Annotated in this window: 21 protein-coding genes; 5 read left to right on the top strand and 16 right to left on the bottom strand. The window is 31.6% G+C overall.

Going from position 1 to position 26,424, the window contains the following annotated elements; genetic code table 11:
- Positions 1–65 precede the first annotated feature (65 nt).
- The 8 genes from BM246_RS03920 to BM246_RS03885 form a co-directional block, all read right to left on the bottom strand.
- Entirely contained in the window at positions 66–356 is a 291-nt protein-coding gene (locus BM246_RS03920) for a hypothetical protein (protein ID WP_074935896.1), read from the bottom strand.
- A gap of 3 nt (positions 357–359) precedes the next feature.
- Positions 360–746, bottom strand: a complete 387-nt coding sequence (locus BM246_RS03915) for an antibiotic biosynthesis monooxygenase family protein (RefSeq protein ID WP_074935894.1) — start codon at positions 744–746, stop codon at positions 360–362.
- 51 nt (positions 747–797) lie between these two features.
- Positions 798–1,757: an MBL fold metallo-hydrolase gene (locus BM246_RS03910; protein WP_083415709.1), complete on the bottom strand. Its 960-nt coding sequence runs from the start codon at positions 1,755–1,757 to the stop codon at positions 798–800.
- Between the two features lie 100 nt (positions 1,758–1,857).
- The gene (locus tag BM246_RS03905; RefSeq protein WP_042503648.1) at positions 1,858–2,736 is read right to left on the bottom strand and encodes an AraC family transcriptional regulator; all 879 of its coding nucleotides are present in this window, start codon (positions 2,734–2,736) and stop codon (positions 1,858–1,860) included.
- A gap of 205 nt (positions 2,737–2,941) precedes the next feature.
- Complete coding sequence (locus BM246_RS03900) at positions 2,942–3,910, bottom strand: phosphotransferase (protein ID WP_074935891.1); 969 nt, start codon at positions 3,908–3,910, stop codon at positions 2,942–2,944.
- Between the two features lie 3 nt (positions 3,911–3,913).
- Entirely contained in the window at positions 3,914–4,897 is a 984-nt protein-coding gene (locus tag BM246_RS03895) for a nucleoside hydrolase (RefSeq protein WP_042503646.1), read from the bottom strand.
- Positions 4,898–5,124: 227 nt separating this feature from the next.
- Positions 5,125–5,544, bottom strand: a complete 420-nt coding sequence (locus BM246_RS03890; protein ID WP_074935889.1) for a hypothetical protein — start codon at positions 5,542–5,544, stop codon at positions 5,125–5,127.
- Between the two features lie 201 nt (positions 5,545–5,745).
- Positions 5,746–7,512, bottom strand: coding sequence for a reverse transcriptase domain-containing protein (locus tag BM246_RS03885; RefSeq protein ID WP_074935888.1), 1,767 nt, complete (start codon positions 7,510–7,512; stop codon positions 5,746–5,748).
- Positions 7,513–7,772: 260 nt separating this feature from the next.
- Here BM246_RS03885 and BM246_RS03880 point away from each other — a divergent pair, with 260 nt between their 5' ends.
- Positions 7,773–8,735, top strand: coding sequence for a BT4734/BF3469 family protein (locus BM246_RS03880; RefSeq protein WP_074935886.1), 963 nt, complete (start codon positions 7,773–7,775; stop codon positions 8,733–8,735).
- 108 nt (positions 8,736–8,843) lie between these two features.
- Here the strand turns inward: BM246_RS03880 and BM246_RS03875 are convergent, their stop codons facing one another.
- The 7 genes from BM246_RS03875 to BM246_RS03840 form a co-directional block, all read right to left on the bottom strand.
- Entirely contained in the window at positions 8,844–9,593 is a 750-nt protein-coding gene (locus BM246_RS03875; RefSeq protein ID WP_074935884.1) for a LytR/AlgR family response regulator transcription factor, read from the bottom strand.
- 7 nt (positions 9,594–9,600) lie between these two features.
- Positions 9,601–12,633 (bottom strand): ligand-binding sensor domain-containing protein, encoded by a 3,033-nt coding sequence (locus BM246_RS03870; protein WP_074935882.1) that lies wholly within the window; start codon positions 12,631–12,633, stop codon positions 9,601–9,603.
- A 185-nt stretch (positions 12,634–12,818) separates the two neighbouring features.
- The gene (locus tag BM246_RS03865) at positions 12,819–13,181 is read right to left on the bottom strand and encodes a hypothetical protein (protein ID WP_074935881.1); all 363 of its coding nucleotides are present in this window, start codon (positions 13,179–13,181) and stop codon (positions 12,819–12,821) included.
- A gap of 37 nt (positions 13,182–13,218) precedes the next feature.
- Positions 13,219–14,244: a hypothetical protein gene (locus tag BM246_RS03860; protein WP_074935880.1), complete on the bottom strand. Its 1,026-nt coding sequence runs from the start codon at positions 14,242–14,244 to the stop codon at positions 13,219–13,221.
- A 10-nt stretch (positions 14,245–14,254) separates the two neighbouring features.
- On the bottom strand, positions 14,255–15,163 hold the full coding sequence (locus BM246_RS03855; RefSeq protein ID WP_074935879.1) for an SH3 domain-containing protein: 909 nt from the start codon (positions 15,161–15,163) through the stop codon (positions 14,255–14,257).
- A gap of 24 nt (positions 15,164–15,187) precedes the next feature.
- A complete protein-coding gene (locus BM246_RS03850; protein ID WP_074935878.1) occupies positions 15,188–15,763 on the bottom strand; it encodes a hypothetical protein in 576 nt (191 codons plus the stop codon).
- A 496-nt stretch (positions 15,764–16,259) separates the two neighbouring features.
- Positions 16,260–18,413 (bottom strand): VIT and vWA domain-containing protein, encoded by a 2,154-nt coding sequence (locus tag BM246_RS03840; RefSeq protein WP_074935876.1) that lies wholly within the window; start codon positions 18,411–18,413, stop codon positions 16,260–16,262.
- Positions 18,414–19,108: 695 nt separating this feature from the next.
- Between BM246_RS03840 and BM246_RS03835 the strand changes: the two genes are divergently transcribed.
- From BM246_RS03835 to BM246_RS03820, 4 genes are all read left to right on the top strand, one after another.
- Positions 19,109–20,407, top strand: coding sequence for a hypothetical protein (locus BM246_RS03835; protein ID WP_042503631.1), 1,299 nt, complete (start codon positions 19,109–19,111; stop codon positions 20,405–20,407).
- A 526-nt stretch (positions 20,408–20,933) separates the two neighbouring features.
- Complete coding sequence (locus BM246_RS03830) at positions 20,934–21,794, top strand: outer membrane beta-barrel protein (RefSeq protein WP_074935875.1); 861 nt, start codon at positions 20,934–20,936, stop codon at positions 21,792–21,794.
- A 496-nt stretch (positions 21,795–22,290) separates the two neighbouring features.
- Complete coding sequence (locus BM246_RS03825) at positions 22,291–22,707, top strand: DUF6789 family protein (RefSeq protein ID WP_074935874.1); 417 nt, start codon at positions 22,291–22,293, stop codon at positions 22,705–22,707.
- A gap of 86 nt (positions 22,708–22,793) precedes the next feature.
- A complete protein-coding gene (locus BM246_RS03820) occupies positions 22,794–24,539 on the top strand; it encodes a thiamine pyrophosphate-dependent enzyme (protein ID WP_074935873.1) in 1,746 nt (581 codons plus the stop codon).
- 127 nt (positions 24,540–24,666) lie between these two features.
- Here BM246_RS03820 and BM246_RS03815 read toward each other — a convergent pair whose 3' ends face one another.
- On the bottom strand, positions 24,667–26,334 hold the full coding sequence (locus BM246_RS03815) for an NHL domain-containing protein (protein ID WP_074935872.1): 1,668 nt from the start codon (positions 26,332–26,334) through the stop codon (positions 24,667–24,669).
- Between the last annotated feature and the right edge of the window lie 90 nt (positions 26,335–26,424).

The following is a 26,424-nucleotide window of genomic DNA, read 5'->3' as shown; positions in this document are numbered from 1 at the left end:
TTCTTTTAAAAAGAAGGAATACCAAAGCCAAGTTGATATCCCTTCATGCTACTTTCAGATGCTCTTTAATATTCAAGCTCTGGTTTAATTTTTTGATAGCGACCCATCCATATTGAAGATTGATCCATCATGCCCATAAATTCCTTAGAAATTTTGTTGTTCATAAAAGGTTGTAAAGCGGCATCAGAATGGCTTTTATTATCCCAATACACTACAACAATTTGTTCGCCATTTTCATTTACACCAGTAACACGTTGTAAAAATCCATCTTGTTTAGATGTGAATACGTTTTCTACGTTTTTATTGGTTTTATCGAAGGCCTTCATGTCGATATCTGCTTTAGTTTTAAAAGACATTACTTAAACAAAATTACTGTGAGCCGCATTAAAATCATCTTCAATATGATAGCGCGACATTTTCATGGAAACTCCATCAATCATAGAAGCATATTTGGCTACAGAGGGATCAGTCATAAATTTTTCCATAGACGCTTTAGCGTTTTCAAGAGATTCCCAATATACCAAAACCACATATTCTCCATTTTCATTTATTCCACTTTGGCGCTTAATAAAACCTGGTTGTTTTGCTGTAAAATTAGTCTCAACTTCAGCATCAAGCTTATTAAAAACAGATATGTTGTTTAGTGATTTTGTTTTAAAGGTTGTTACTTCTAAAACAGATTTTGTATTACTACAACTACTAACTAGTAAACCTATTATTGCAAATGCTATTAATTTAATATTCATAATTAATGTGTTTTAAATTTAATGTAGGGGTAATAAATTTGGTGTTTGGTATTAAAACCAATCTGCTCCTGTATCTCCAGGGAAGAACGCATCAGGTAACGATAAATAAAGACCACCATCTAAATAGTTAGGGTACAATACTTCCAGCTCGTCAATTACCTCTTGGTTTGTTGTCGCTGTGCCACCACCAGTAGTAGTTTGTGTACCTTTTATAAGGCCTTGTGCATTTTGTAAATAGTCGATGTTTTCGTCGATAGACGTTTCAACATCAGCACGAGAACCATTATGACCAACAAAAATATGGTTGTAATCTGCAAAGTTGGCTTTCAATACATTTAAACCAGCAATCCAGTTATCAATTTCATCATCACCACTATTTGGCGTGTATTCTCTTAAATATGGATGCGATAGATTGTAAATAAGGTCTCCAGCAAAAAGAACTTTATGCGCAGCATTATAAACATAACCGTTTTCTCCAGTTTCTGCGTTAGATACTTTATCAAAAACATAAGTTAAATCGCCTATTTCTTGAAAATCGCTCACCCCAATAACCGCATTAGGATGCAAGCTTGTAAAGTCTGCTGTACTGTTTAATTGTGTAGCCACAGTACTTTCAGCATAAAAATCTAAATCTGCAAAATTTCCAGCACCACCATAATGATCGCCGTGGTTGTGAGTAATTATTACAGCACCAGGTTTATTAATAGCATCTACATAAGCTTTTAGTTCGTCTGCAAAAACTGGTGCAGGTCCTAAATCTACTAAAACAACAGTATTTTCTGTTTCTACAATAGTTACTGTGTATGGAGCGGTATCAAAATTAAGCGTGTGGTATCTTACTGTGTTTTCTGTAATAACATCTACAGTGCCCAAAGTTATCATGGAGCTTGACGGTGCAGTTCCAAAATCAACTGTTTTTTGAGCATTAGAATCGTCATCATTATTACAAGAGACAATAGTGATAGCCAAAACAATAATGGCCATAAATTTTAATTTGAAAGATTTCATCATTTTATTTTTAGATTAATAATTATACTGCAAAGATGCATTAGCGCCGCAGTATTAAGCTAATCAAAATGATGATAAAAAAGGTAAAAGTGTAACCTTGTATTTATGTTTTATTCCGAAATTTAAGTGGTGTAAAGCCTGTGTTTTTTCTAAAAAACTTACCCATATTTGCAGGTTCTTCAAAGCCGGTTTTATAACTTATTTCTTTAATAGAAAGTGAGGTTGTAACTAGGTAGCGCTTAATTTCAATAATTACAAAATCGTCTATAAACGCTTTTACAGTCTTGCCAGTAAGCGTCTTAACAATATCGTTTAGAAACTTATAAGAAATAAATAATTTTGAAGCATAATATCTTGAACTTCTAGTATTTGCAAACTCATCTTCAAGTATATCTTTAAATGCGGTAAATTTCTCTAACCAATGCATATTAATGTCTTTAACAGATTGGTTTTCTTTGGTCCGTTCTGCCTTAAGTAGTAAAACATTAAGCAGGTTACTTAATATTTGCGACTTGCCAAAACCATTAGAGAACATATACTCATTACGCAAATTATGTGCTGTACTAATCAGGTTATCATGATCGGTTTTACTTTGGTGAATTACGGGTGTTTCAATATGGTAATTAAATAACCGATTTAAATTTAAAGTGCTTAATAAATAATGTGATTTATCTACAAACGAACTATTAAAAATAATACAATAGCCTTCCGCGTTTATCAGTTCTTTATTAAAATGATGGATTTGATTTTTAGAAATAAAGATAGAACTTCCCTCAACTAAGGTGTAAGATTTAAAATCGACAACATGCTCATAAGTGTTTTTGGTAACAATGATGATAAGATGAAATAAAATTCTATGTGATGAAAACGGATCATGACTTGTAGATAAACCTAACTTTTCAAAAGTTTCGGCAAAGGTCATGACTTCAATATCTAATTCAAAAGCTGATTTAAATTCTATTTTAGGTAAATCATGTGTCATATTACAAATGTATGAAAATAGTAAGTTTATTTCCGCGAGATACCAAATTCGAATTTTTTTCTCTTTTAGGAACTAAAAACAGCTATTTTTCATGTTTCGCATAAATTGAATATTCTGTACAAGGACTAAAGTTTTTTCAAATACGCGATTCTCAGCGAACGACGAAATTCGATGTTTTTACTGAAAAAATTAAATCTAGATATCTCTAATTCAAAATAAGCGTTCGTGCCATTTCTAAAAGTGACTTTTTTTCTTCAATCGATCTTTTTAAAGGCAATTGTGCCAAACCAATTAATCTACGCATAATTTCTATTCCGGCAACTTTGGCAAGCAAATTGGCGTTCAAGGTTTTTGGGTATCTATTTTTTATGCTTTCTAAACAATCGATGTTCATGGTGATCATAATAGTATGTGCTGCCATAACGCCAATATCAAATTCGGCAAAACCCATAAAACTAAATTCCGGATCAATCACATAGGTATGGTTTGCCTTCGTCATCCAACTTCCAGGATAATAATCGCCGTGCAAAAGCGTATCACCTTTAGATAAATATTGCTCGCCAACCTTTGCAATCTCTATTTTTAAAGCGGCATCATTTCTGTAAATTAAAGCCAATTCCTGAAGTCCGTTTTGAATGGTATCTAAATGAAAATCGCTATCCTTTAAAAAAGGCAAAACAAATATGTGTTGATGGTTAAGCAAACGCAAGTCCATATTTTGAGGATATGCCGTTGGTTTAGATTTATGAATTTCCGCGGCAATATCTATAAGTTCATGCAGTTGCGAGCTGGGCATTGTTCTATCTTCATAGAGATACGACATATCTTGGCAATCGCCTAAATCTTCCAGAATAAGCAAATAATTATCCGCATTATAAGCTAGTATTTTAGGAATATGTGGCGCAATAGCCTTATTGGTAATCGCTTTGTAAAACTGAAACTCCACATCGATACGCTCAATAGGTGCCGTAATATCTTGATATTTTTGAACAAACGGACGCGATTGTTTTACAATAAAAGACCGCGTATTGGTACGGATTCTAAGCACCACATTCATGTTGCCCTCACCAGGCTTTTCTATAGAAAGAATACGTTCTTGTTTTAGGTCTAAAAACCCCATGGTATTTAAAGACGTCTCAAAATCTAAAATGGAACTATTAATATCTAAATACATAGGTTATTTTTTATTTAAGCTTTGCCAGAAATCCGTTTTCATAAGGTCTATATCTATTTTGGTATGGATGTTTATTAAGCGAGGTGTGTTTTCTGGAGGTGTTAAAAAGGTCTCAATTTTCGATAATTCTGGATGTGCGAGCGCTTCAATAATAGCAACATCCCACATAATCCAGCTTTTCTTTTCCGGATCGTCTTTGGTCCACCAACGCTCGTAGGTGTCCCAACGGTTTATTAAATAATCGGCAATGCCACCTTTGTTTTTTAATTGCGCATCTACTTCTGCTTTAGTAAACACCAAGTGTTGGCTGGTTGTTGCCGTCATGATACTCAAATCTAGACCTTTGGTATTTAGTAGAATATCCACCGCTTTTGGGTCGTTGCCTGTATTGAATTCCTTTTTGTTATAAGTGTTGGTTTCCACGGTATGCCAAAAACCAAGATAATGCACTTTTAGTTTTTCTATAATCGATGGATCTTCTAAAATAGCACTCGCCACATTGGTGCTCGATCCTAAAACAACCACGTTTAGCTTTTCGCCAGCGGGCAATTTATGCGCCATTTTAACAATGAAGTTTGATGCCGGAGAACTCGCTGGTTCTGTATTATTGGTTATCGGTACATTGCTTCCTAGTGGTAGCGGAATGCTGTAATCCCCCATTAAGTTCAGTATCTTTTCGTTAATATCTTGGCTTTCTTGTACGGTGTTTTCGGTTGCCAATGGCGATGTATGAAACTGTGCCGAAGTAATCCCCAAAATATTAAAACTTGGTTCTTTAATGGCTCTCACTATAGCATAAAGATCGTCTACTTCATTAGCGGTATCGGCATCAATAATAATGGGTAAACGGTTGTCTTTTATCTGTGCGCCTGCTGTAACCTGAGTAAAAACGGAAACTAGAAGTATTAATTGAAACAAAGAAACGTAAATCCCTTTATTGAAATTTACGCTCTTAAATATATTGAGTTTATGATGTTGTTGTTGCATGTAGCTTTCTATAATTGCTGAAATAATTTGTATTTACAAAAGTACAAACTATACGATTGATGCAGCCTTTGGTCGTAGAAAGTGATGGAACATTACTTGGTTGGGGATTGGTGTTTGGATGTGAAAGTATTGAATAATAATATAATTTCTGACGTAAGTAATATTAGCATAAAAAAAAGTACTCAGATTGAGTACCTTTTTTATTTGAGTTACTTTTTTTATATAAATTACTCTACTATTAAAGCGCTAATGCATCTCCAACCTAAAGTTTTAGTATTTTCGATATTACCGCCTTTTGTGTTTTTTTCTATTTTTAAAACTTGGTTAGGTTTTAATATTTCGTAAATTTTCATATTCTCTGTATGAAGTAATGTTTTAGTTTTTGAATAATAAGAAAGCTGTATTACAAGATCTTTATAAGTTGTAAATTTAGCTTTGTTAATAATCTCAAAATTAATTTCATAACCAGAATGTAAAATTCTTTTTCTATAAGAGCCTTTGGCATCAATATTTGAACTTGGAAATTTTTGTTCAGACTCAATCTCGAATTGAATTTGTGCCGCTTCATCGTTTTTTCTTTGAGTTTCTTTATCTATACAGCTAAAAGATAAAGAGGTAAGAAACATTATAAGTAGGAACTTTTTCATGATATAATTAAGATTTTGGTTTCATTTGCAAATGTGTAAATTATATTAATTTATCCAAACTCTTAAATGAGAAAATATTTAATTTATAATCATTCCATGTACTTTACACTATAATATATTACTCTTCAAATTGAGCGATCGAGGTTCTTAATATTATCTCAGTTATGGTAGTAATTAGCACCTGATAAAACATATATTTATTTACTTAATATGGTTGAAATAGCTATAAGGAACTCCAAAATATAATTCTTCCATATATTTAGGTAAATCATCTACATCATTTGTTTCTATATCTAAATGTGAAATAATTCTTTTCAAGTATAGAATCTGCTGTTCTCTTCTTTTATCTAATTCTTTTAATTGCTTTAAAACAATTTTATTTTCATTCAGTAAATGAAAGCCATTAGTCCAACAAAGTCCTTGTTCTAGGTTTTTATTATAATTATATATAGTAACCCTTCCAACTGACATTGATATTAAACGTTGTTGTAAGCTAAAAACAATTTGATTAACTGTTTTTCTTGAATATTTATTAATATCAGGTAATTTCCTGTCTTTATCTAGACCTAAAGAAACTAAAATCTTTTGTGTTTCTTCAATTTGTTTACTAATTTCTTTTTTTATAGAACTTTTTCTAACTTTTAATTCTCCTTTATAATTTATTTGATAACCTACAAAAGAAAGCCAAGGAATATTTTTCTCATCTACATATTTATTTCCAAAAAAATATGGCTCTTTTGATTTAACTTTCCAAAAGTCATTTGCAGAATTTTTATAGTTTTTAAAACTTTTTGGTTCGTGATAAAGTAGATAATTCTCTTTAATTCCTTCTTTATAAACCTCTAAAGCTTTTTTACAAATATTAACATCTTTATGTGCTAAGACCATATCATCACAATACCTTACATATAAAATGTCTTTATCAACTTCTTTTACAGCTTTATCAATATTATTCAGTATCAAGTTTGCAATAAAGCAAGAAACAGCATTTCCTTGTGGTACACCTATTTTATAATCTTTAATATAATCTTTTGAATAATTAGCTACTAGTTCTTTTTCGACCCAGCCAAATTGACCAACGGGCACTCCACTCTTTTTAAAATATTTTGAAGTATTATTTTTAGTAAGCACATCATTATTAAAAGAATAGGAATCTAAAAACAATGAAAACAACTTAATTGCATTAGAAGATATTTTTATTCCTTTTAAAGATAATTCATTTATAGTTTCATTAAAAATTTTAATCAGATGTGTATGTTGAACTGTATCAAAAAACTTTTGTATATCACATTCTGAGACCCAAATTTTTTTATTCTTTTTTCGATACTTTAAAATTTCAATAATTGAATCGTGGTGATTTGGTACAGCACCATTTTTTCTAGCTCTAAAAGCATATGAACAATCTAAAAAAACACTATCAAAATTGATTGTAAGGTATTTAGAGAATAAAGAAGTAATTATTTTATCTTCTAAAGTGTATTTCGCAATTGGTCTATAAATATAGTTACCTTTTTCATTAGATTTAGGTAAAGGAAATATTGAAGGTTTATTAAGTATATATTTATCTTTTGAGATATCATTTACTTTTTTTCTAATTTCATCACAATACTTCAATAATTTTATATACCAATCTTCAGGCGTTTTATTTTTAAAATTAACAAGATATTTTTCTAATTTATATGACTTCCATAGCCTCATTTGATTTTTCTCTAAACTATTAGTTAGTCTATTTGGGTCTAATCTTTCTTTTTGGCTTAATTTTTTCCAATTTCTACGTGTAGGAAATAAAGGTTGAATAGTTTTAAAATCTAAATCTTTATTTGAAATAATAATTTTATTAGTTCTATTATGAAGACTAATATCTCTAGACATATGTTTCTTATGTCTTTTATGAGATATTCCTGCTCTATGTTTACAGAGCATTTTAATTATCGCAGAATTAGTATAATAATTTTCTAACTTTTTCATCTTAAAATAAGGCGTAAGCGTAGTATTCAATTTGATTGAGATACATTGCCAATATACAAATTAGCAGAGACCATAAGCATCAGGATTATTAGGCTCGTAAATTGTTTCAGTGACTTCGATTATAACTAAAAATAGTTAATGCTACTAACACCTAAAGAATAAATTCTTATACCTGTTCAATATAATGAAGTAAACTTCACTCTTGCCTACGCCTTAATATCAAATATACTATATTTATAACTTAATAATTATCATTAAATATGAAAGTTTCTAGATTACAAAACTTCTATACAAAATCTATAGTCCAAACAAATTTATTGGATGAACTCATTGATATAAAAGAAGGTAAATACAAGAATATTATAGAAAAATGTAGATACTTTACTAGCATTAAAGATTATGATTCTTATAAAACATTAAAAATAAAATTACCAATAGTTACTTTTTGTGGAACATTTAAAAATGGTAGAAAACTAGAGAATTTGGATGTTTACAACAATATTATGATTTTAGATATTGACCATATTGATTTATCTAACTTAAATAATATTAAAAATAAACTAACTAATGACAAATACATTTATTCAGTTTGGTTATCTCCATCTAACGAAGGGCTAAAGGCTTTAGTGAAAATAAATAGTAGCCCTAAAGATCATAAGTCAAGTTTTAACTCTCTCAAAGAATATTTTAAAATAGAATATGATATTGAATTAGACAATAGTGGTAGCGATGTAACAAGATTATGCTTTGTTTCTTGGGATGAAGATTTATATTTAAATACAAATTCTGAAATTTATGAAGATAAACTAATCGAAGAAACAGTTGAAAAAACTAAATCTAAAAAATCAACTTTAAATAAGTCTCTTAATAAAAGTGCTTATGCTACAGAAGGTTTAAATAAATCTGAACATAGGAAAATGATTAACCTCATAATTAAATATCTAAAAAGAAAAGAATTCTCAATAACAAATTCTTTTGATGAATGGTTAAGAGTTGCTTTAGCTATTGCAAGTACTTTTAGTTATGATTTAGGCGAAAAATATTTTTTAAGTCTATGTGAGTTAGATAAGGAAAAGCATAATGAACTCGAAAGTAAAAATATTCTTAAATATTGTTATAACAATAGAAATTTAGAAAAGGCTTCTTCTATATCACTTGGAACAATTGTTTTTTATGCTAAAGAAAAAGGCTTTATAACTAAAAAAGATAAATTCTTTAATTAATCAAATTTAGCAGAAACCCAACACTCCTCACCTATTTTCAAGCAAAAAAAAATATATCTGCCCGCGATTGAAATTAAAGGCAAAAACATCATTAAAAAAATTAACCATTCACCTATGCATCGTATCTAAAATCTCAATAATCTCTGTTTTCTTTCGAACAGAAACTGGTACATTTTCGCCATTTTTCAGCATTAAATAACCGCCATCAGATTTTATGTATTCACTCACATAATCTAAATTAACCAAGTGACTTTGGTGAATTCTGATAAAACTGTAGCTTTTAAGCATATCTGCAAAATACTTCAATGTTTTAGTTACAAACACCTTTCGCTTGTCTTGAAGATGAAAAATGGTGTTATTACTATCAGATTCACAACGAATAATATCATCTAAACTCACAATAATAATTTTATCTAGTGTGTGTAACGATATTTTATCTGGCTTTTGTTCTGGAGCGGAAAGTGTTTCTTTTAAAATGGTTAATCGTTCCTTATTAGGTTGTATTTGCTTTTTAGCACGATCTACAGCCAAATCCAATTCCTCGTAAGCGTACGGCTTTAAAACATAATCTATAGCCGCAAATTTAAAGGCTCTAATAGCAAACTCATCACTGGCGGTTACAAAGATAATTTTCGATTTTAAATCTGGAAAAATCTCTAAAATATCAAAACCAGTTCCATCGCCTAACATAATATCTAAAAATAGAATATCGGGTTGTTTTTTACGTAAAACCTTTGCTGCTTCTACAACACTTTGTGCGGTGGCTATAATTTCAACTTCGGGATGCCTGGTTTCTAAATCGCTTTTTAAAAGTTGTAAAGCATCAATCATGTCTTCTACAATAATGGCTGTAAGCATAGGTTCTCTAATAATCTGTTAATAAAGGAATTTTAAAGGTAATATTTGTTCCGCCAATAGTACCGTCATCATTTTTTATTTCGGTAATCTGTAGTGCATTTTCGCCCGAAATGGATGTTAAACGCTCTTTTGTAACGGTAAGCGCCATAGATTGGTGGTCTGTTTTTATTTTTGTTTCCTGAGATTTAAAAATACCAATACCATTATCGATCACTGTACAATGCAAATAATGTTCGGTAGTATTAAATTCAATTTGAAGCACTCCTGCTTTGTTTCCTTTTAAAATACCGTGGCGAATGGCATTCTCTACAAAGGGCTGAATTAACATAGGAGGAACAAGAATTTCTTCTGGATCGAGTTCGCAGTTACTAGTAATTGTAAACGTAAACGGTTTTGCTGCCATTAACTGCTCTACAGTAATATAATGGCGTATGGTTTTAATTTCTTGCCCTAAAGTAATCTGGTCTTTTCTGGAGTTATTTAGCGTTTCTCTAAGTAAGGTTGCAAAACTATTTATTGTGGCATTCATTTTATCTGGTTTGTTGATTGCCATAGCTTTTATACCATTCAAAACATTGAAGATAAAATGCGGATTCATTTGCAATTGCAACGCCTTATGTTCTAGAGTAAGCAGGTCGTTTTTTATTTGTAATTGCGCTTTATCGGCTTTGTTTTTTAATCTTATTCTTCTAATGTATAGCCAACCTAGAATTAATAAAAGTAGGATTGCGAAGCCTATTACAGCCCATTGGAACGCTGCTTTTTTGTATAACGGACTATCGATAAAAAAGTTGAATTTTATGGGTGTGCTTTCCTCCCATCTGTAATTTCTAGATTGTACAGAAAATTGATGCGCGCCATAAGCTAAACCTGCAAAGTTTTGTTTGTTTTCTTTAGACCACGGGCTCCACTCGTTTTGGTTTAATTTAGACCGATATTCTATTTGATTGGGATGATCGATATCCACACTTCTATAGGCAAAACTTAATTGGGTTTGGTTGGGGTTTAACTTTAGGACTTTGTTTGTATTGGTCCAAGCTTTTAAGTTTATAGAATCGACACTTTTATATGCAACTTGCACATCTTTAAAATAGATTTCGGGTTTTAAAGTACTTTTGCTAGCAGCACTTGGTATATATTCGGTTAAGCCATAAAGCGCACCAAACCAAAGGTGACCTTTTTCATCTTTATCTACGGCATTTAAACAAGTTTCTATACCTAGAAAACCATCGTTTCTTCCAAAATGATAGATGTCTTCAATATCGCTATCTTGGTTTAATTGAATTTTATCTACACCGCGTTCTGTTCCTGCCCATAAATAACCTTGATTATCAAATATTAATTGATATATATTTTCTGAAGACATTTTTTTAGCTCCTTTTAAAGGCTTAAAAACTGGAGTGTTATCGCTAATTTCTGAAACCCAAATACCTTTTCCAGCTGTTCCTAGAAACAATTTATCTTGATGAAATAATAAGGTTCTTATTGTGGTTTGCTGATTTAATACAGCACCGAGTGTCGTGTTTTTGTCGTTTTGAATATAACCTAAAAGACCTGTTTGTGTGGCGTACCATAATCTGTTTTGATTATCTAATGCGATGTCTTTTATGTATAAATCGGTGATGCCAGATTTTTTACCATATCGCTTTTTGATAACTAAACTATCCCTTTCATTATCGTAATTAAACTGTATAATACCACTAGAATAAGTTGCTGCCCACATGGTGCTTTGTCCGTTAACAAGCTTACGAATCCAATCGAAAGGGAAACCGTTTTCGGTATTTAGAACCTTGTTTTTAATTACTGTTTTGGTATATACTTTTGTGACAACATTTGAAGAATCGCTATAATCGGGAACTAAACTATCTACTGTTTTCGTGGTTCTTAAAAGCATCCCATTACCATCGGATCCGGCCCAAATATTTCCATGATCGTCACTTGTTATGGTTTTAATTTTTATATTCGAAAACCCTTTAATTTGAGGTATATGATGAATACCTAACGTATCTATTTCTGTTAAACCAGCTTCGGAACTCGATATCCAAAGGCTATTTTTTGCATGATGCACAGCATAAATACGATTGCCTTTTAAGCCCGACGATGCATCGAAATGTTGAAAATTGTTTTGGAAATATTTATAGAAACCACCACCAGATGTGGCAATCCAAATATTAGATTGTCTATCGGTAAACGTTTTTCTAATATGAGAAACCGAAAGCCCTTTGGATTTGTTTATGTTTCTTTTTTCGGAGTAATTTTGGGTGTCTATAATGGTTATGCCATCGTTATCTGTTGCCACCCATAATTCATTTTTATTATGAATTTCCATGGAATTAATGCCGAGTGGTTCTCGTAATAAAATAGGTGCTTCATTATCTTTTGGATCTAATATTAAAATACCATCTCTATAGGTTCCGGCAAATATTTTATGATTATTGTAAGCTAGGGATTTGAAATTATTTTCTTCAATTTTTTCTATTTGAAGCGTTGTGCCCTCTAGCTTATTTGTTTTCCAAAGTCCGGTGTTCGTTGCTATCCAATAAAATGTGCCGTCGAAAACAATAGCATTTACGATACTAGAATCGATGTCTGTGTGTATGCTTAGTTTTTTAAGTTTTTCAGTGTTAGAATAACTGTAAACCCCTTGTTTTGTTCCTAGATAAAGTCCTTTTTCTAATTTATAAAAATGATTGACTTGCGGACATTTAAAGTTTGAAAAGTTGTTTTTTATTTTAATAGATAACCCGAGATTTGTTCCAATATATAGGCTATCATTACTCGTGTATAAAGCATGGATATAATTGGAAAGCAGTCCATCATTCTCATTCCAAATAGAAAAATTGGTGCCATCAAAATTACAAAGTCCGCCACCTTGTGTGCCTAACCATAAATAACCTATTTCATCTTGAACAATATCGTATACTTGAGATTGTGGTAAACCATCTTCTATAGAATACGATCGTAATTGACTGTTTTGAGCACCGATAAAAGGGCTTATAAAAAGCAGAAATAATAGGACGTATGTTGTGTGTTTATTCAAATAGGGATATTGTTATAAAGGATATTTTACTTGCTATAAGCGCTTAAAATTTATATTTGTCGATGACTAGATTTTCGGTTAAATATAAACTTTTTTTATGTTTACTTCCTTCCATTTAGATATTAAACCCTTATTCATTTTTAATTGAATTGGTGAAATTTTTCTAGTATCTCGTTTTATTCAATTTAATAATTTCGTTTTGGTTGAAAAGTAAACGGACTTCTAATATATGCCGCAAATATGGTAGCCATAACCATTAAAATAGCAACTTCGTATGGTTTTCCTTTGTACATGTGAATAAAAACTATGAGCGTCATGTAAATCGCTAATAGCATGGTTCCGATTACAATCGTTTTATTGTACAAAAATAAAGCTGTCGCTATTAATAGAAAAATGCCCGTTATGACAAGTATAATGCTGTTTGTGATAATTTTGTTCATTTCACTAGAATGCAATATTTTATCTAAAGCGTTGGGTATAAAGAATAATGTTATTATTACTGATGGTAACCATACTAATATGGTTTTAAATATTTTTTTTAGATCCATTTTTTATCTAATTTTTAAGAGTGAATTTGATTGTGTTTTATAGCATTTGGTATAAACTAGTATCGTTTATTGCTGTGTTTCTATATTCTGTTACATCATCTTTCTGTAAAATGGGCTGTAACACACAAAGCACTGTTGTTTTTCCTTTAATAAGAAGTTTGTTGCCACGGATTTCACTTTTCCAACGGTATTTTTCTATAGGAATATTTAGGTTGTATAAAATAGTTGCCATTTCTGAAGACTCGGAAACCCAATCCATAATAGCGTCTCTATCGCTAAGCTTTGGGATTTCTGATTTATTATTAAAAGTAAACTCCCATTCTACAGGAATATTAAACTTGTAACTATAAATGCCACCTAAACCTGTTTCTTTTCTTGTTTTTAATGCTGTAAACCAATCTATTTTAGTTTCTGGATAACTCGCTTTAAAATCTTTTGAAAGTGCTGCTGGACCTGGAGATTCGGCTGTTGGGTAATATCCGTAATAAGGTTTAGCTAAATAGTGTCCCGCATATTTACCTCCAAATACATTAAAATATGAAGACGCAATTATTTTTGGTGATTCTACTGTTGTAAAAACTTGTTTTAACGCCTGTAAAAGTGCTTTATTCTCTCCTAAACCACAGGAATGAAAAACAATTTGCGTGATATTATTAATACCGTATTTTAAAACGGGTATATTATTTTTGGATTGAGATAAGGTTTCTACTGTAATACGTTCACCTTTTCTTGTTGTTTTTAAAGACATGCCTAACCAAGGATTACTATGGCTTACAATGTGAATTTTATCGTATGTTTTACCAGCAGTTTTATTAAGAAAGCTGATGATTTCTTCTATTGAAAATAAATGATCTACAACCTGTATATCTTGTGCTTCAAAATAGTGTTTTGCATTGGTGTAATAGGTGTTGTCACCTTCATCAAAGCCAGTAATAAAAACAATAGATTCTGTCTGTTCTGTAAATTCTATAGGCAAAGCAAGTGCCGTTTCCGGTGTTTGCGAAAACGGCTTCTTGCAGCCTAATATTAGAATTAAAAAGATTAATATTGAATATAGTTTCATTATTACTTTTTTAGAAATTATTAGGGTTTAAATGCTCACTAGCTACTAAATCTCCCGTGCTTTCTGGCGTATCCTCAACTTTAACTAATTTGTATCCATTCCATTTGTATTCACTAATAATTAGTTTTTTATCCTCTTTGGCGTTATCATTATTAGCTATCGTTTTATGATCGGTAATAAAGGTTTCTAAAACCAATCTACTTTTTACGCCTTCCATATCCGATGGAAAAACAAAAGATTCGGTTTTACTATAAGATGTATCGCTGTGATCAATTAAACTTGCTACGTTTGTAAATTTTCCGTTATTCCAAAAAATGTACATTTTGCCTTTATTTTGATTTCCTTCAGTAGCAGGAATATCAAGAGCGATAATATCTTCAACATTAAACAACCCTTTGTTTCCAATATTTTTTATTTCTAAAGCCTTAGATTGATGTCCGTTGAAAACAATTTTATCTATTTGAACACCGTTTTTAAAAGCTCGTAATTGATGTTTTTGTTCAATTTCACCTGCTTCATTTACGGTAGCACTTTCAAAGCCATAAGCAAATTTAACGTTGTGGCTTGCTTCACTACCAAAGGTTTTTTGAGCTATTAAACCGCCCCAAACCCAGCCAGAGTCGTTACCAATACTTACGCGATACCAGTTGCTTTTAATACCATCTAAGGTATCTTCACGTTCACTTTTTTCTTGTATAACCATTTTGGTTCCAATAGGTAATAATGCTACTGCCTTTCCCTTTATAGATGGATTTTCACGTAAGTAAACGTGATCTGCAAGTAAGTATTCATAAGTTACTTTGCTTACCGTGGTACTTGGTGTTGCTGTTGCAAAATTTACTTGTGGTTCTGTTTGGCCAAACATGGTTGACATTGCTGCTAGGCATAATCCTAGGATACTGTTTTTTACATTTTTCATTTTGAATAAATTTAAAGATTAATATTAATTATTGTCAATGCCTGAATAGGCTACTGATTCGTTGTCATTAAAGTCATCATCATTCCACGCAAAACTTTGTAGAATTTTAAGATCTTTAATAGTGTGTTTTTCTGTAAAGCTGACCTCTGATTTAAGTATTATGGCTTCTTTACCAAGTTTTTGTACTGGGAATATATATTGAACTTCTGTTGTTGTATTCTCGCAAAATTCGTTTTCTATATATGGTAATGAAATAGAATCGTTAGTATCTGTTATCATGTAATAATGAGTTTCGGCATGGTAGCAACATGTGCTATAATTGATGTCTACTTTTATAATTTCATTAATGTTATCTAGGTTAGGATTGGTTAATAATGTAATAGTAACATCTTCAAAAAGATCAAGATCTAGAATGCTTAAAGTGGCTACTTTCACAGAAGCATCTTCTGTTGCTACAATATCGAACAGTGCTGTAGCATATTCTTGTTGCTTAGTATCCATTCTATTTGCAACTTTATATTTACTGGTTACTGTAAATTCTTGTGCATTTGTAAACTGAAAACTGATTACTGTGATTAAAAGAATAATTAGATTTTTCATGGTATATATATTAGGTTTTTATGTTTCTATACCTCAAAATTAAGGGAGAACTAAGGGTTTATTTGGTCGCTTCTAGTATCCGTTAGCTATAAACTAGAATTCGTTGTTATTTGATGATTTATACTTATTTCGATCGTTATTTTATCATCATTTAACTAGGTCTATAAAAAGAAAACCTGTAAAGTTTTTAAGCCTTACAGGTTCTTCTAATTTTTGAAATTATAGGGTGATAATTGTTTTATTTTCTATCCAGAATAACAACTTCAATTAAAAAAAAATCAATCGTTAAACTATTATTCCACAAATTCCTCATATTGATATTCTAAATCAAGGTTACCATCCGCTTTTGTGTTTTGTTGTTTAAAATTACACACACTATCTCGGGTTTGTACTGATTTAGTATTTAAATAAAAATCAATGTAGTGACATCTCACTAAAATCATATAAATATTTAACGCGATACATGATACAACTGCTATTTTTAAAACGGTTTTTATCATCTTTTTAAGGTTAAAGTTATACTTCTATTCACATCTAATGTTTTCACAGATAAGCCTGTAAACTCTTTAAGAACAGATGATGCATAAACCCAAGTACCATGGTCTAGAACTTCAATTTCTGTAATTTCACCTTCGGCATTAAATTTAATACGCAGGCTATCATATTGTTTTAAGTATTTGGTTACTAAAGTTGTGTATAATGCTTTAAATTCCATCTTAATTTTTCTTTTATCGATTTTCAATAGGTTTTCATTCATTGTTATAGAAAAAGACCTTTTGAATGTTGTTTTTTTAGAAACTTCTGCCTCTGCTCCAACAGCCGAATTATTTACATTTTTAGGCATAGGAAGTGGTTGCTTTATCGTTTTTAATGTACCGTCTTCATTAACAATGGTTTCATCGACAGCTACAAAAGAAGTGTAATTGGTTACCAGGTTGTATTTTATTCCTAAGTATATAACATCTTGCTTTACATCATCAGAAAATAATTTATTGTAATCGTCTAGTTCCTCTATTCGTTTTCTTGCCCATAAATAACGTAAGGCTTTGTTTTTAGAGCTTAAATTACTTCGAGACACCTGGAATTCTTGTTTAATTTTTTTTTTGCCCTGGTAACCGGTAATTATAATACTCCCTTCTGCTTTACCATGGTATTTTCCATAAACAAGAACTGGTCTAGCTGCAAAAACATCTGGAATACTACTTGGAGCCATATCATAGATTTCAAAACCTTTTGCTTTAAGCTTTACTTGTGTTAATAAAGGCGTTTCTATATAATTTTTAAAAGCTTTTGCTGTTTCTAAAGCTTCCGTTTTAGAGGTTGCTATAAAAGATTCGCTATTAGATACTTTTGCCATACCTTCTATTAAATATCGATTTACACTAGAACCTATACCAAAAGTGAACACATTGGCTTGGTCTAAATTGTTTTTAATAAGCTCGAAAGCTTCTTTTTCTACACTCACATAGCCATCTGTTATTACAACCATAGAACGCGCACTGCCTGAGTCTTTTCTTGGTAATTTGTAAGCTAATTTTAAAGCGTTGAGTAATTCTGTACCGCCTCCGCCTTGTCCTTCAGAAAGAAAAAGAATAGCAGCTTCTATATTTTTTTCATTGACTTCAACTGAATTTGTACTGAAAACAGTAGAGCTAGAAGCAAATAGCTGAACGTTAAAAGTATCTGTAGCTCTAAGATCGCAAAGTAAATTACGCATGAGTTCTTTTGAAACCTCTAAAGGATAACCATTCATAGATCCCGAAACATCAACAATAAAAAGGTATTCTCTAGATGGAATATCTTTAAAATTAATTTTGTTTGTTGGTTCCATTTGTAGCGCAAAGAAGTTCTCATCGCCATGTTCATATAACAATAAACCAGATTGTATACTGTTGCCACGAAGATTATAGTTTAATATAAAATCTCTATTTCCAGAGTTTTTATTACTTTTTGACAAAAATACTTCTGCTGTTTTTAGATCTGGATAATTAATGTTTACTTGGTGGCTGCTGCTATTTATATTTTGAATAATCATTCCAGCATTAAGTGATACTTTAACATCATAATTAAAAGTACTTGCAGATCCTTTTGGTGTATATGGTGTGTTAAAGGTATCTTCTGATTGTTTATTTTCTCCTGTAAACCTTGGACCAACTACTGCTGGAGCAACAAATTGATAGGTGCCATTAATAGGAACTAATAATTCGGTGTAATAGATAGCAATAGTAATTTCATCGCTGGGCATTATATTCCCCACATCCATTTGAAAAACATTAGGTCTGTGTTGGTCTAGTTTAGCTGCTCGCTTACCTTGTTTTACAGCCGTTTCATAAACTTTTTGAGCTTCTTGCTTTTCAAATATTTTAGCATTTATAATACGATTGCCTATCGTCATCTGCATTTTATGAACTGCGGCTTGAGTAGATAACGGAAAAACATATTTAGCTTCTATGGGCGATTCTCCTTTATTTTGATACACTTGTATAAGCTTAACGTGCGCAATAGTTCCCGAAATTTCGACTTCTGTTTTAGATGATTTTAAAGGAATTACAGCATTTTTAGTTGAAACTGATAAATATGGACTATCGTTATTTTGTGCGAAACCTAAAGAGATGGAACAAAAAAGTAAGAGTGTAACTAAGTATTTCATGGTTTTATTTTTTAGATTGTTGTTATTTATACATCAAATCTAAAAGAGAAGCCATGCTAATCTAAGTGGGTTTTAGAATTCGTTGGGGTTAATCTAGAATTCGTAACATCGCTATATATTGAAAAAATGATTTATCAAAGTGTTTAATATTATACTCATAATAGAAGGTGAGTAAAATGTAAATATTAAATAATTAAGAAAGCGATTTAATTGCTATCTAACAGAGCATAATTGTTCTAATATTATTATCTGCTTATTAAAGTAATCCTTCACTTATTAACTTATTATATAGCTATTAACAAATGGATTAGTGTTATTTTATTTCAACAAAAAAAAACTATAGCCTCTTTTTTTTATACTTTATTAAAGTAAAACTTTTAATAAAACACATTTATTATGCTTTTTTGAATAACCGTTTATCTATTAAACTTTATTTTACAACCGTTCAACTAATTTTAAAAGCACTTCTCAATAATTTAAAATATTTTTGTACCAGTTAATAATAAATATAAAATAAAAATTGTGACTTATTAAATTTAAAGGTGTCTTATAAATAGAACAACTTTAAATATCTCTCTAATTATTACGCTTAAAAATTTTATCATTAGGCCCTCAAATCATGATAAAGTTGTTTTCTAGATTAATTCTGAATTTGGTATTAATCTTGATTATGTTGTAATGAATAAATAAAAACTATGAAAAACTTAACCCAAAAAACATTAATACTTATAACTATGTTATTCGTAGGCTGTATCTATGCGCAGCAAGAAAAAGGAATAATCGGTAATGATAACTGGCTTAGTTATTGGACAGATTTCAAACCTAAAACAAATGATTATGGTCAACCTAGTCAAATTTTAACTGGTAACATTACTGAAGATACTAAGTTAACTAAAAGAGAAATCTATTTATTAGTAGGAAATGTTTTTGTAACAGGAAACGCAACACTTACTATAGAACCAGGTACTATTATAATGGGAGATTCTAAATCTAATGGTTCTCTAATTATTAGTAAAGGATCAACTTTAATTGCTGAAGGTCTAGAAACAGATCCTATTGTTTTTACGTCAAGTAAAGATATTAAGAAAAGTGGTGATTGGGGTGGATTATTTATTCTTGGTGATGCTCCTATTAATCAAGTGGGTGGTGTATCTAATGTAAAATATGGTTTTCAACAAGTATCCAATCAAAATGCTCTTTATGGAGGAGAAAATGCTAGAAGTAATTCAGGTGTTTTGAAATATGTAAGAATAGAGTACGCAGGAAAAAGAACTAAAGATAATGGTTATTTTAGCGGTATTACTTTGGCTGGTGTAGGAAGCGAAACTGTCTTGGAAAACGTTATGGTGACTTACTGTAAAGGAAATTCTTTTAATGTTATTGGAGGAGTCGTTAATTTGGATAAAATGGTTTCTTATAGAAGTAATGGTAATGATTTTGATTTTAATTATGGTACTCAATGTAACATAACAAACTCATTAGCTATACGCTCTCCTTATGTTTCAGGTTCAGAAGAATCTAGATCTATGTCTATTTCATCTTATAACAGAAAAGAAGAAGTAGATTATTCAAAAAAATCCACATTGGTTACTGCTAAGAACATATCGATAATTAATTTAAGTAACGATTTAGCTTCAGCTATTGAAATAGGCTTAGTAAAAGAAGGTATCTATGTATCTAAAGATGCATCTTTAAATATGAGTAAAAGTGTTATATCTGGATTCAATCCAGCTGTAATATTAGATAATGAAATTGAGTTATCTACTGAAAACTTGAATAAGCTAAAGTTTAGTGAAATGTATTTCAATAACAGTAACGGAAATATTTTTATAAAAAACAAACCTAACAATGAAGATTTAGAGAATTGGTACGGTAACAGCTTATTCTTTAATGTGTATTCTAAAGGTTCAGATTCTGAAACATTTATTAATTCTCAAGACGCAAAAAATCTTGATTTTAGATTGAAAATTGATGAAATTATAGCTTCAAATTAATATTGGGTTTATAGTTTGAAGATTGGTTCTCTTCTTAAATAAAAAAAGTGATATTTCTATTAATGGAAGTATCACTTTTTTTATACGCCAAAATTAGTAATATTCTATTTAAGCCTTCCCTCCTACTCAACCACATAAAAAACACGCCATTATTTATGTAGAATAAACTTTAATTCCCTAACTAAAGTATACTCCAGAATACTTTGTTAATCGGTTATCTTAGTTTTAAAGTTATATATCGGTATAATAGTATAAAGATATTCTAAATTACTCATTACTAAGCTATACTAATTCAGAGAAGAATAGTTAATAAAATTAACAGAATGAATTATCTATTTGGCTCAATAATCTTTATATTTAATACGCCTAACTAATCTTATAAAAAAAGTATATTTGTAAGCGATTGTAAATTATGACATCATTTTATAACTTTTAAGTATTTATATAAATAAGTGCTTTTTAGATTAATGTTTAAGTCATAATCTTCAATCATTTTTTTGTGAATTTTTAATCTAAATTATACATTATGAAACATTCAATCATAGCACTTACAGCTATTGTAATGAGCGGTTTGGCTTATGCCCAAGTTCAGGTTTCGGTGAGTACAGGTTACGCCTTTTCGAGTGCAGGGATGAAATTAGGAGAAACGGTAAACGTTTCGGAAACAGGAAACTCTTACGGGAGTTATGGCGAGGGAGCCAATGTTCAGATAAGAGGAACTTACTTTTTTAATGAGTCTTTTGGTGCCGATTTAAGTTTTGGGTATTTACAAGGTACAGACCAAACGGTATCGGAGGTTAATACGCCAAATACAGATGTAAATGCGGTGGCTAGAGCGCGTGCTTTTGGAGCATCAACGTCTGTGGTGTATAAATTCACCAATAACATTTACGGTCGTTTTGGAGCCTTATTAAAATTAGGCGGAAAAACGGAAGCTGTGGTGTATAGAAAAGCGGTGTTTTCGGAAGCTGAAGCAGATGCATTTGGTGTGCCAGAGGGATCGTATTCTGAAACGAATTACACTGAGGATTTCCACGGGCATTTTCCGTTAGGTTTTGTTGGTGCTTTGGGATATAAATTCGATTTAGATTCTAATTTCAGTTTGTTTGTAGAGGCCGAATATTACGGTATTAGTTTAAAGCGTAAAGACTCAGAACTTGCTGAGTTTAATACCAATATTGTACTGCCTGATGGAACGGTTGCTGTAGAGAGTTTTTACTCGCTAGATAACTTGCCAGATGGCACAGTTAGAAAAACAACCTATGTCGATAATTTATCGAATACCAATACCGATGATTCTAAAAAGCTATCTCAAAAGGTGCCATATTCTTCTTTCGGAATTAACTTTGGTATTACTTATAAGTTTAAAAAACGTGCCGATAAATAGTAGTCTGCACTTTTAAAACATCATAAAAAAACCTTGTTCTTTAATTAGAACAAGGTTTTTTTTGTGGACAGATTTTAGTTAGGGTTTTGTTGATTTTCGTTCTCTTGTTTAAGATAGTGATTTTTTAACACTTAAAACATTGTAATAAATTGATTTTAATATACTTGACTTAATAGATATAAACTATTAATTTATATAGATCTATCATGGTTTTCTACCATGTCTTTCCGTTGAAACTATAGCTTTAATACTGCTATTTTACTTCATATACATACATCTTATAAAAAAACGAACATGGATTATCCTTTTTAAATGAGGTAAAAATGAAATTGTACGAGGCAATCTGTATCTCGAACTTCGGTTACTTTGCACCTTATAATCAATGCTTTAATAAAAGAGCCTGTTCGGTTTCGTCTTTAGCTTCACTCAAAACGCAGCATTCAATATTAAAATTACATTGAAGAAAGAATCATAAATTTTTAAAATTAGAATTACAATGAATAAAACTATTTCAAAATCAGTATTCGCAGGTATTATAGCAACGGCAGTCATGACTATTATTATGCTTATGGCAGCAAATATAGGAATGCCCGAAATGGCACCTTGGAAAATACTATCGAGCGCATTGGTTGTTTCCGTGATAGAAGGTTGGATTTTACACTTTGTAATGGGTATACTCTTAGCTTTTGGTTATAGCTATGTTTTTGCACCGAGTGTTAATATACAAAACACTTTGATAAAAGGTGTTGTATTTGGTATTGCTGCTGTGGTGGTTGCCCAAATTGGTATGAAATTAATGGGGATGGTTTTCGAAATGCCACCTATGGATGGCAGCATACCTATGCGATTAATAGCTATGCTTATTGGCCATATTGTGTTTGGTATTGTAACCGTAAAAATAATAGGGAAATAACCCCAATTTGGAATTGTATAACAATCTGGTTTACGAATGCCAAAGTGGTATTGGTAAATAAAATATAAACTTAAAAACATTAAATTATGTCTAAAAATGTATCAGAACAATTACTTGATATTTTATTGAGTGTTGGCGTAAAGAAAGTATACGGAGTTACTGGCGATGCCCTTAACTTTTTTGTAAAAGCAATAGAACAGCGCGATGGCGTAGATTGGATAGGAATGAAACATGAAGGTAATGCATCTTTCGCTGCCTTTGGTCATAGCCAAACCTCAAATAATTTAGCGGTTTGTGCAGGAACTGTTGGTCCTGGTGCGTTGCACTTAATTAACGGACTTTATAATGCTAAAAAAGAACGCACACCTGTTATTGCTATTACCGGACAAATAAACCAAAAACAACAAGGGACGAGCTTTTTTCAAGAGGTAGATTTAAAAAAGGTTTTTGATGATGTTTGCGATTATCAGGCTATTATTGAAACGCCCGAGCAAGCGCCTATGGTAATACAACGTGCTATTAAAATTGCTATGGCTAACAATTCGGTTTGTAGAATTGAATTGGCGGCTAACATTGCTGAAATGAAAGCTGAAAACGATCAATTTATACACCCAATACTAAAATATAAATCGAATTTAGTTCCCGATGAAGCTGTGATTTTAGAAGCGGTACATTTAATAAATAATGCCAAAACAGTTGGTATTTTGGCTGGTGATGGTTGCCGTGAAAGTCGTGAGGCAGTAATTACTTTATCTAAGCGGCTAAACGCGCCCATTACCCACAGTTTGCGTTCTAGTGATGTATTTGATCATGATACCGAAAATGTGGTGGGACTTACAGGTCTAATTGGAAATCCATCGGGTTATAATGCCGTGATGAAGTGTGATTTACTATTGATGTTGGGAACGGATTTTCCGTATATCGATTTTCTTCCGCATGATACGAAAACCATTCAGGTTGATATTAGACAAGAAAATATAGGAAATAGAACAGCCGTTACTTTGGGTGTTTGGAGTGATATTTCATCATTTTTAGAGCTGCTTAATCCGAAGATAAATCAAAAGGAAGATTCTCAATTTATGGATAAACTAAAAGAGAGTTTTAATAATTGGAGACATAATATGAAGGAACAGGCCTCGCCTACTCGTGAAAATGAACCTTTGCACCCACAAATATTTGCCGATTTAGTAAATGAACATGCTTCTAGCGATGCTATTTTTACCGTGGAAACTGGAACTTCGGCTATTTGGGCAACGCATCATATTTCGTTTAATAAACAGAGACGTTTAATTGGTTCTTTTAATCATGGTTCTATGGCAGTTGGTTTGCCTTCGGCTATTGGAGCACAAATGGCAAATCCGGATAAAGAGATTTGGTGTTTAAGTGGTGATGGCGCTTTTAATATGGCGATGCAAGATTTTATTACGGCTGTTCGATATGAACTCCCTATAAAAGTATTGATTTTTAATAACTCCGAACTTAGTTTTGTAAAGCTAGAAATGGAACAAGTTGGTCTTGCTGCCAGTTTAGATGCTTTGCATGAAACGAATATGAATTTTGCTGAATATGCCAAACTTTGTGGTGGTGATGGTGTGCGCGTAGAACATGCCAAAGATATTGATGCGGCTATAATACAAGCAAAACATAGTAAAAAACCATTTATTATTGATGCTGTAGTTAGTAGTGGCGCGCTGTCTTTACCACCACATATAGGTGTTAAAGAAGCTATTGGTTTTGGAACATCTAAGTTAAAAGAAGTCGGACAAGTAATTACTGGAGATAAAGACCAATGGCAAAACTTAAAAAAGGAATTGCAGTCTTATTTCGATTAAACTTTAAATAGAATAGATTTAACTGCTAAAAAGTGGTTGTTTGGCACAAGATATATTAAAAAGAAAAAACCTATTAAAACATGAGCTTTAATAGGTTTTTTAATATGAAATAAATTAAGGTTCTGTATTATTTTAGAACTCTAATTCTGTGATTATCATAATCTGCAATATAAATAGTACCATCTGCGGTTACTAACATACCTGCAGGATTGTAAAATGTTGCTTGAGAAGCAACACCATCATTACTACCTGATGAACGTGTACCCGCAATAGTTGTTACTTCTGCATTTGGAGTTATTTTTCTAATGTTATGTTCCGATCTATCCGAAACTAATAAATTACCATCATTATCGATAGTAATTCCGTTTGGCACACCAAAACTGCTACTTGTTCCAACACCATCGCTAGAACCAGAAACACCATTACCAGCAAAAACAGTTACAACACCAGCTAAAGTTACTTTTCTAACAGTACGACCAAATTGATCGGTAACCATTAATTCGTTATTATTACTTAATACAATGGCTCTTGGATCTTTAAATTGAGCGCTGCTACCTGTACCATTGTTATAACCTTCGGTTCCTCCTGCTAGCGTACTCACTACACCTGCTGTTGTAATTTTTCTGATACTTTGGTTTTCTAGATCGGCTACATAAATGTTACCGTCAGCATCTGTAGTTAAACCAGATGGCTTGTTGAATTTAGCAGCGTTACCCATACCATCTACAAAGCCAGAAGAGCCACCAGCAAAAGTAGTAACTACTCCGGCTAAACTTACTTTACGTATTCTATTATTCCAGCTATCTGCAACGTATAGAAAACCATCTACACCCATAATAATATCTGTTGGACGGAATAATTTAGCATCGGTTCCTGTGCCATCTGCAAAACCATTAAAACCACCTACTAAAGTTGAAACTTGACCAGCTGGTGTAATTTTTCTAACGGTGTGGTTTCCGTATTCGGTAACATAAATATTTCCAGCAGCATCGGTAGCCATTCCTGTTGGTCTGTTAAAAGTTGCTATAGAGATATCTCCATCTACGTACCCTTCAGTAGAACCTGCAAACGTACTCGCTGTTAAAGCTTCTATAACATCGATTAAACCAATTGTTATTTCTTGAGCAAAGATAATATCTGTATTTTCTAAGGTTACTACAATAGTGGTTATTATTTCCGGTAAGGTTTCAAAATCTAACAAACTACTATCAACAACTCTAATTTCTCCTGTAGAAGAATCGATTTCGATAGCACCATCTACGGTTACACTTTCCATACTAAAGACTAATGCCTCATTACTATCTGTTGTTGCAGTTACTACTGCGATAACTGTACCAGAAGCAGCGTTTTCTTCAATAGTAAAAGCTGAATCGGAAGTAATGACTAAGCTAGAATCTAAAACATCATTTATCGTGATAGTGAAGTTAATATCTTCGGTTTCTGTATTTACTTTAGCTTCTATAACTCCAGTAATTTCAGTATTTGCTTCATAATCGAATGCCGTGTTATCTGCAATTAAAAGTTCGCCAGTAGTAGGGTTAATACTTACTGCGCCATCTGGTGTTTGAGATTTAATACTGAAAGTTATATCACCTTCGTTTGCACTTGCTGTTACGGTACCTAAACTGGTTTCGTTTTCTTCGTTTTCGTCTATGGCAGTTGCAAAATCTTCAACAATAATAACAATTTCAGTGTCTGGAGCTTCTTCTTCTTTTTCTGTTTCATCTTTAGTACATCCAAAAAGGACGAATACTACAGAGACTAATAGTAGGTTTGAAATTAAGTGTTTCTTCATGTCTTGGGGTTTCATAATTTAGTTAAAATTAATATTCATTTTCATTATTTTAATCGATTAAATACGAATATTAACGATTAAAAGTTGTGA

The sequence above is a fragment of the Algibacter lectus genome, assembly GCF_900112395.1.
GTDB classification, from domain to species: Bacteria; Bacteroidota; Bacteroidia; order Flavobacteriales; family Flavobacteriaceae; genus Algibacter; species Algibacter lectus.
Note: the sequence above shows the minus strand (reverse complement) of the source record. Positions and strands in the feature narration are given on the sequence as shown.

What these genes read in the sequence shown, in the direction of transcription:
- BM246_RS03895 (WP_042503646.1), bottom strand. Translation starts at nt 4,897, where the DNA reads ATGCAACAACAACATCATAAACTCAATATATTTAAGAGCGTAAATTTC.
- BM246_RS03850 (WP_074935878.1), bottom strand. Translation starts at nt 15,763, where the DNA reads ATGAAAAATCTAATTATTCTTTTAATCACAGTAATCAGTTTTCAGTTT.
- BM246_RS03815 (WP_074935872.1), bottom strand. Translation starts at nt 26,334, where the DNA reads ATGAAGAAACACTTAATTTCAAACCTACTATTAGTCTCTGTAGTATTC.
- BM246_RS03900 (WP_074935891.1), bottom strand. Translation starts at nt 3,910, where the DNA reads ATGTATTTAGATATTAATAGTTCCATTTTAGATTTTGAGACGTCTTTA.
- BM246_RS03835 (WP_042503631.1), top strand. Translation starts at nt 19,109, where the DNA reads ATGAAAAACTTAACCCAAAAAACATTAATACTTATAACTATGTTATTC.
- BM246_RS03885 (WP_074935888.1), bottom strand. Translation starts at nt 7,512, where the DNA reads ATGAAAAAGTTAGAAAATTATTATACTAATTCTGCGATAATTAAAATG.
- BM246_RS03855 (WP_074935879.1), bottom strand. Translation starts at nt 15,163, where the DNA reads ATGAAAAATGTAAAAAACAGTATCCTAGGATTATGCCTAGCAGCAATG.
- BM246_RS03905 (WP_042503648.1), bottom strand. Translation starts at nt 2,736, where the DNA reads ATGACACATGATTTACCTAAAATAGAATTTAAATCAGCTTTTGAATTA.
- BM246_RS03825 (WP_074935874.1), top strand. Translation starts at nt 22,291, where the DNA reads ATGAATAAAACTATTTCAAAATCAGTATTCGCAGGTATTATAGCAACG.
- BM246_RS03820 (WP_074935873.1), top strand. Translation starts at nt 22,794, where the DNA reads ATGTCTAAAAATGTATCAGAACAATTACTTGATATTTTATTGAGTGTT.
- BM246_RS03860 (WP_074935880.1), bottom strand. Translation starts at nt 14,244, where the DNA reads ATGAAACTATATTCAATATTAATCTTTTTAATTCTAATATTAGGCTGC.
- BM246_RS03880 (WP_074935886.1), top strand. Translation starts at nt 7,773, where the DNA reads ATGAAAGTTTCTAGATTACAAAACTTCTATACAAAATCTATAGTCCAA.
- BM246_RS03920 (WP_074935896.1), bottom strand. Translation starts at nt 356, where the DNA reads ATGTCTTTTAAAACTAAAGCAGATATCGACATGAAGGCCTTCGATAAA.
- BM246_RS03840 (WP_074935876.1), bottom strand. Translation starts at nt 18,413, where the DNA reads ATGAAATACTTAGTTACACTCTTACTTTTTTGTTCCATCTCTTTAGGT.
- BM246_RS03910 (WP_083415709.1), bottom strand. Translation starts at nt 1,757, where the DNA reads ATGATGAAATCTTTCAAATTAAAATTTATGGCCATTATTGTTTTGGCT.
- BM246_RS03890 (WP_074935889.1), bottom strand. Translation starts at nt 5,544, where the DNA reads ATGAAAAAGTTCCTACTTATAATGTTTCTTACCTCTTTATCTTTTAGC.
- BM246_RS03865 (WP_074935881.1), bottom strand. Translation starts at nt 13,181, where the DNA reads ATGGATCTAAAAAAAATATTTAAAACCATATTAGTATGGTTACCATCA.
- BM246_RS03915 (WP_074935894.1), bottom strand. Translation starts at nt 746, where the DNA reads ATGAATATTAAATTAATAGCATTTGCAATAATAGGTTTACTAGTTAGT.
- BM246_RS03875 (WP_074935884.1), bottom strand. Translation starts at nt 9,593, where the DNA reads ATGCTTACAGCCATTATTGTAGAAGACATGATTGATGCTTTACAACTT.
- BM246_RS03830 (WP_074935875.1), top strand. Translation starts at nt 20,934, where the DNA reads ATGAAACATTCAATCATAGCACTTACAGCTATTGTAATGAGCGGTTTG.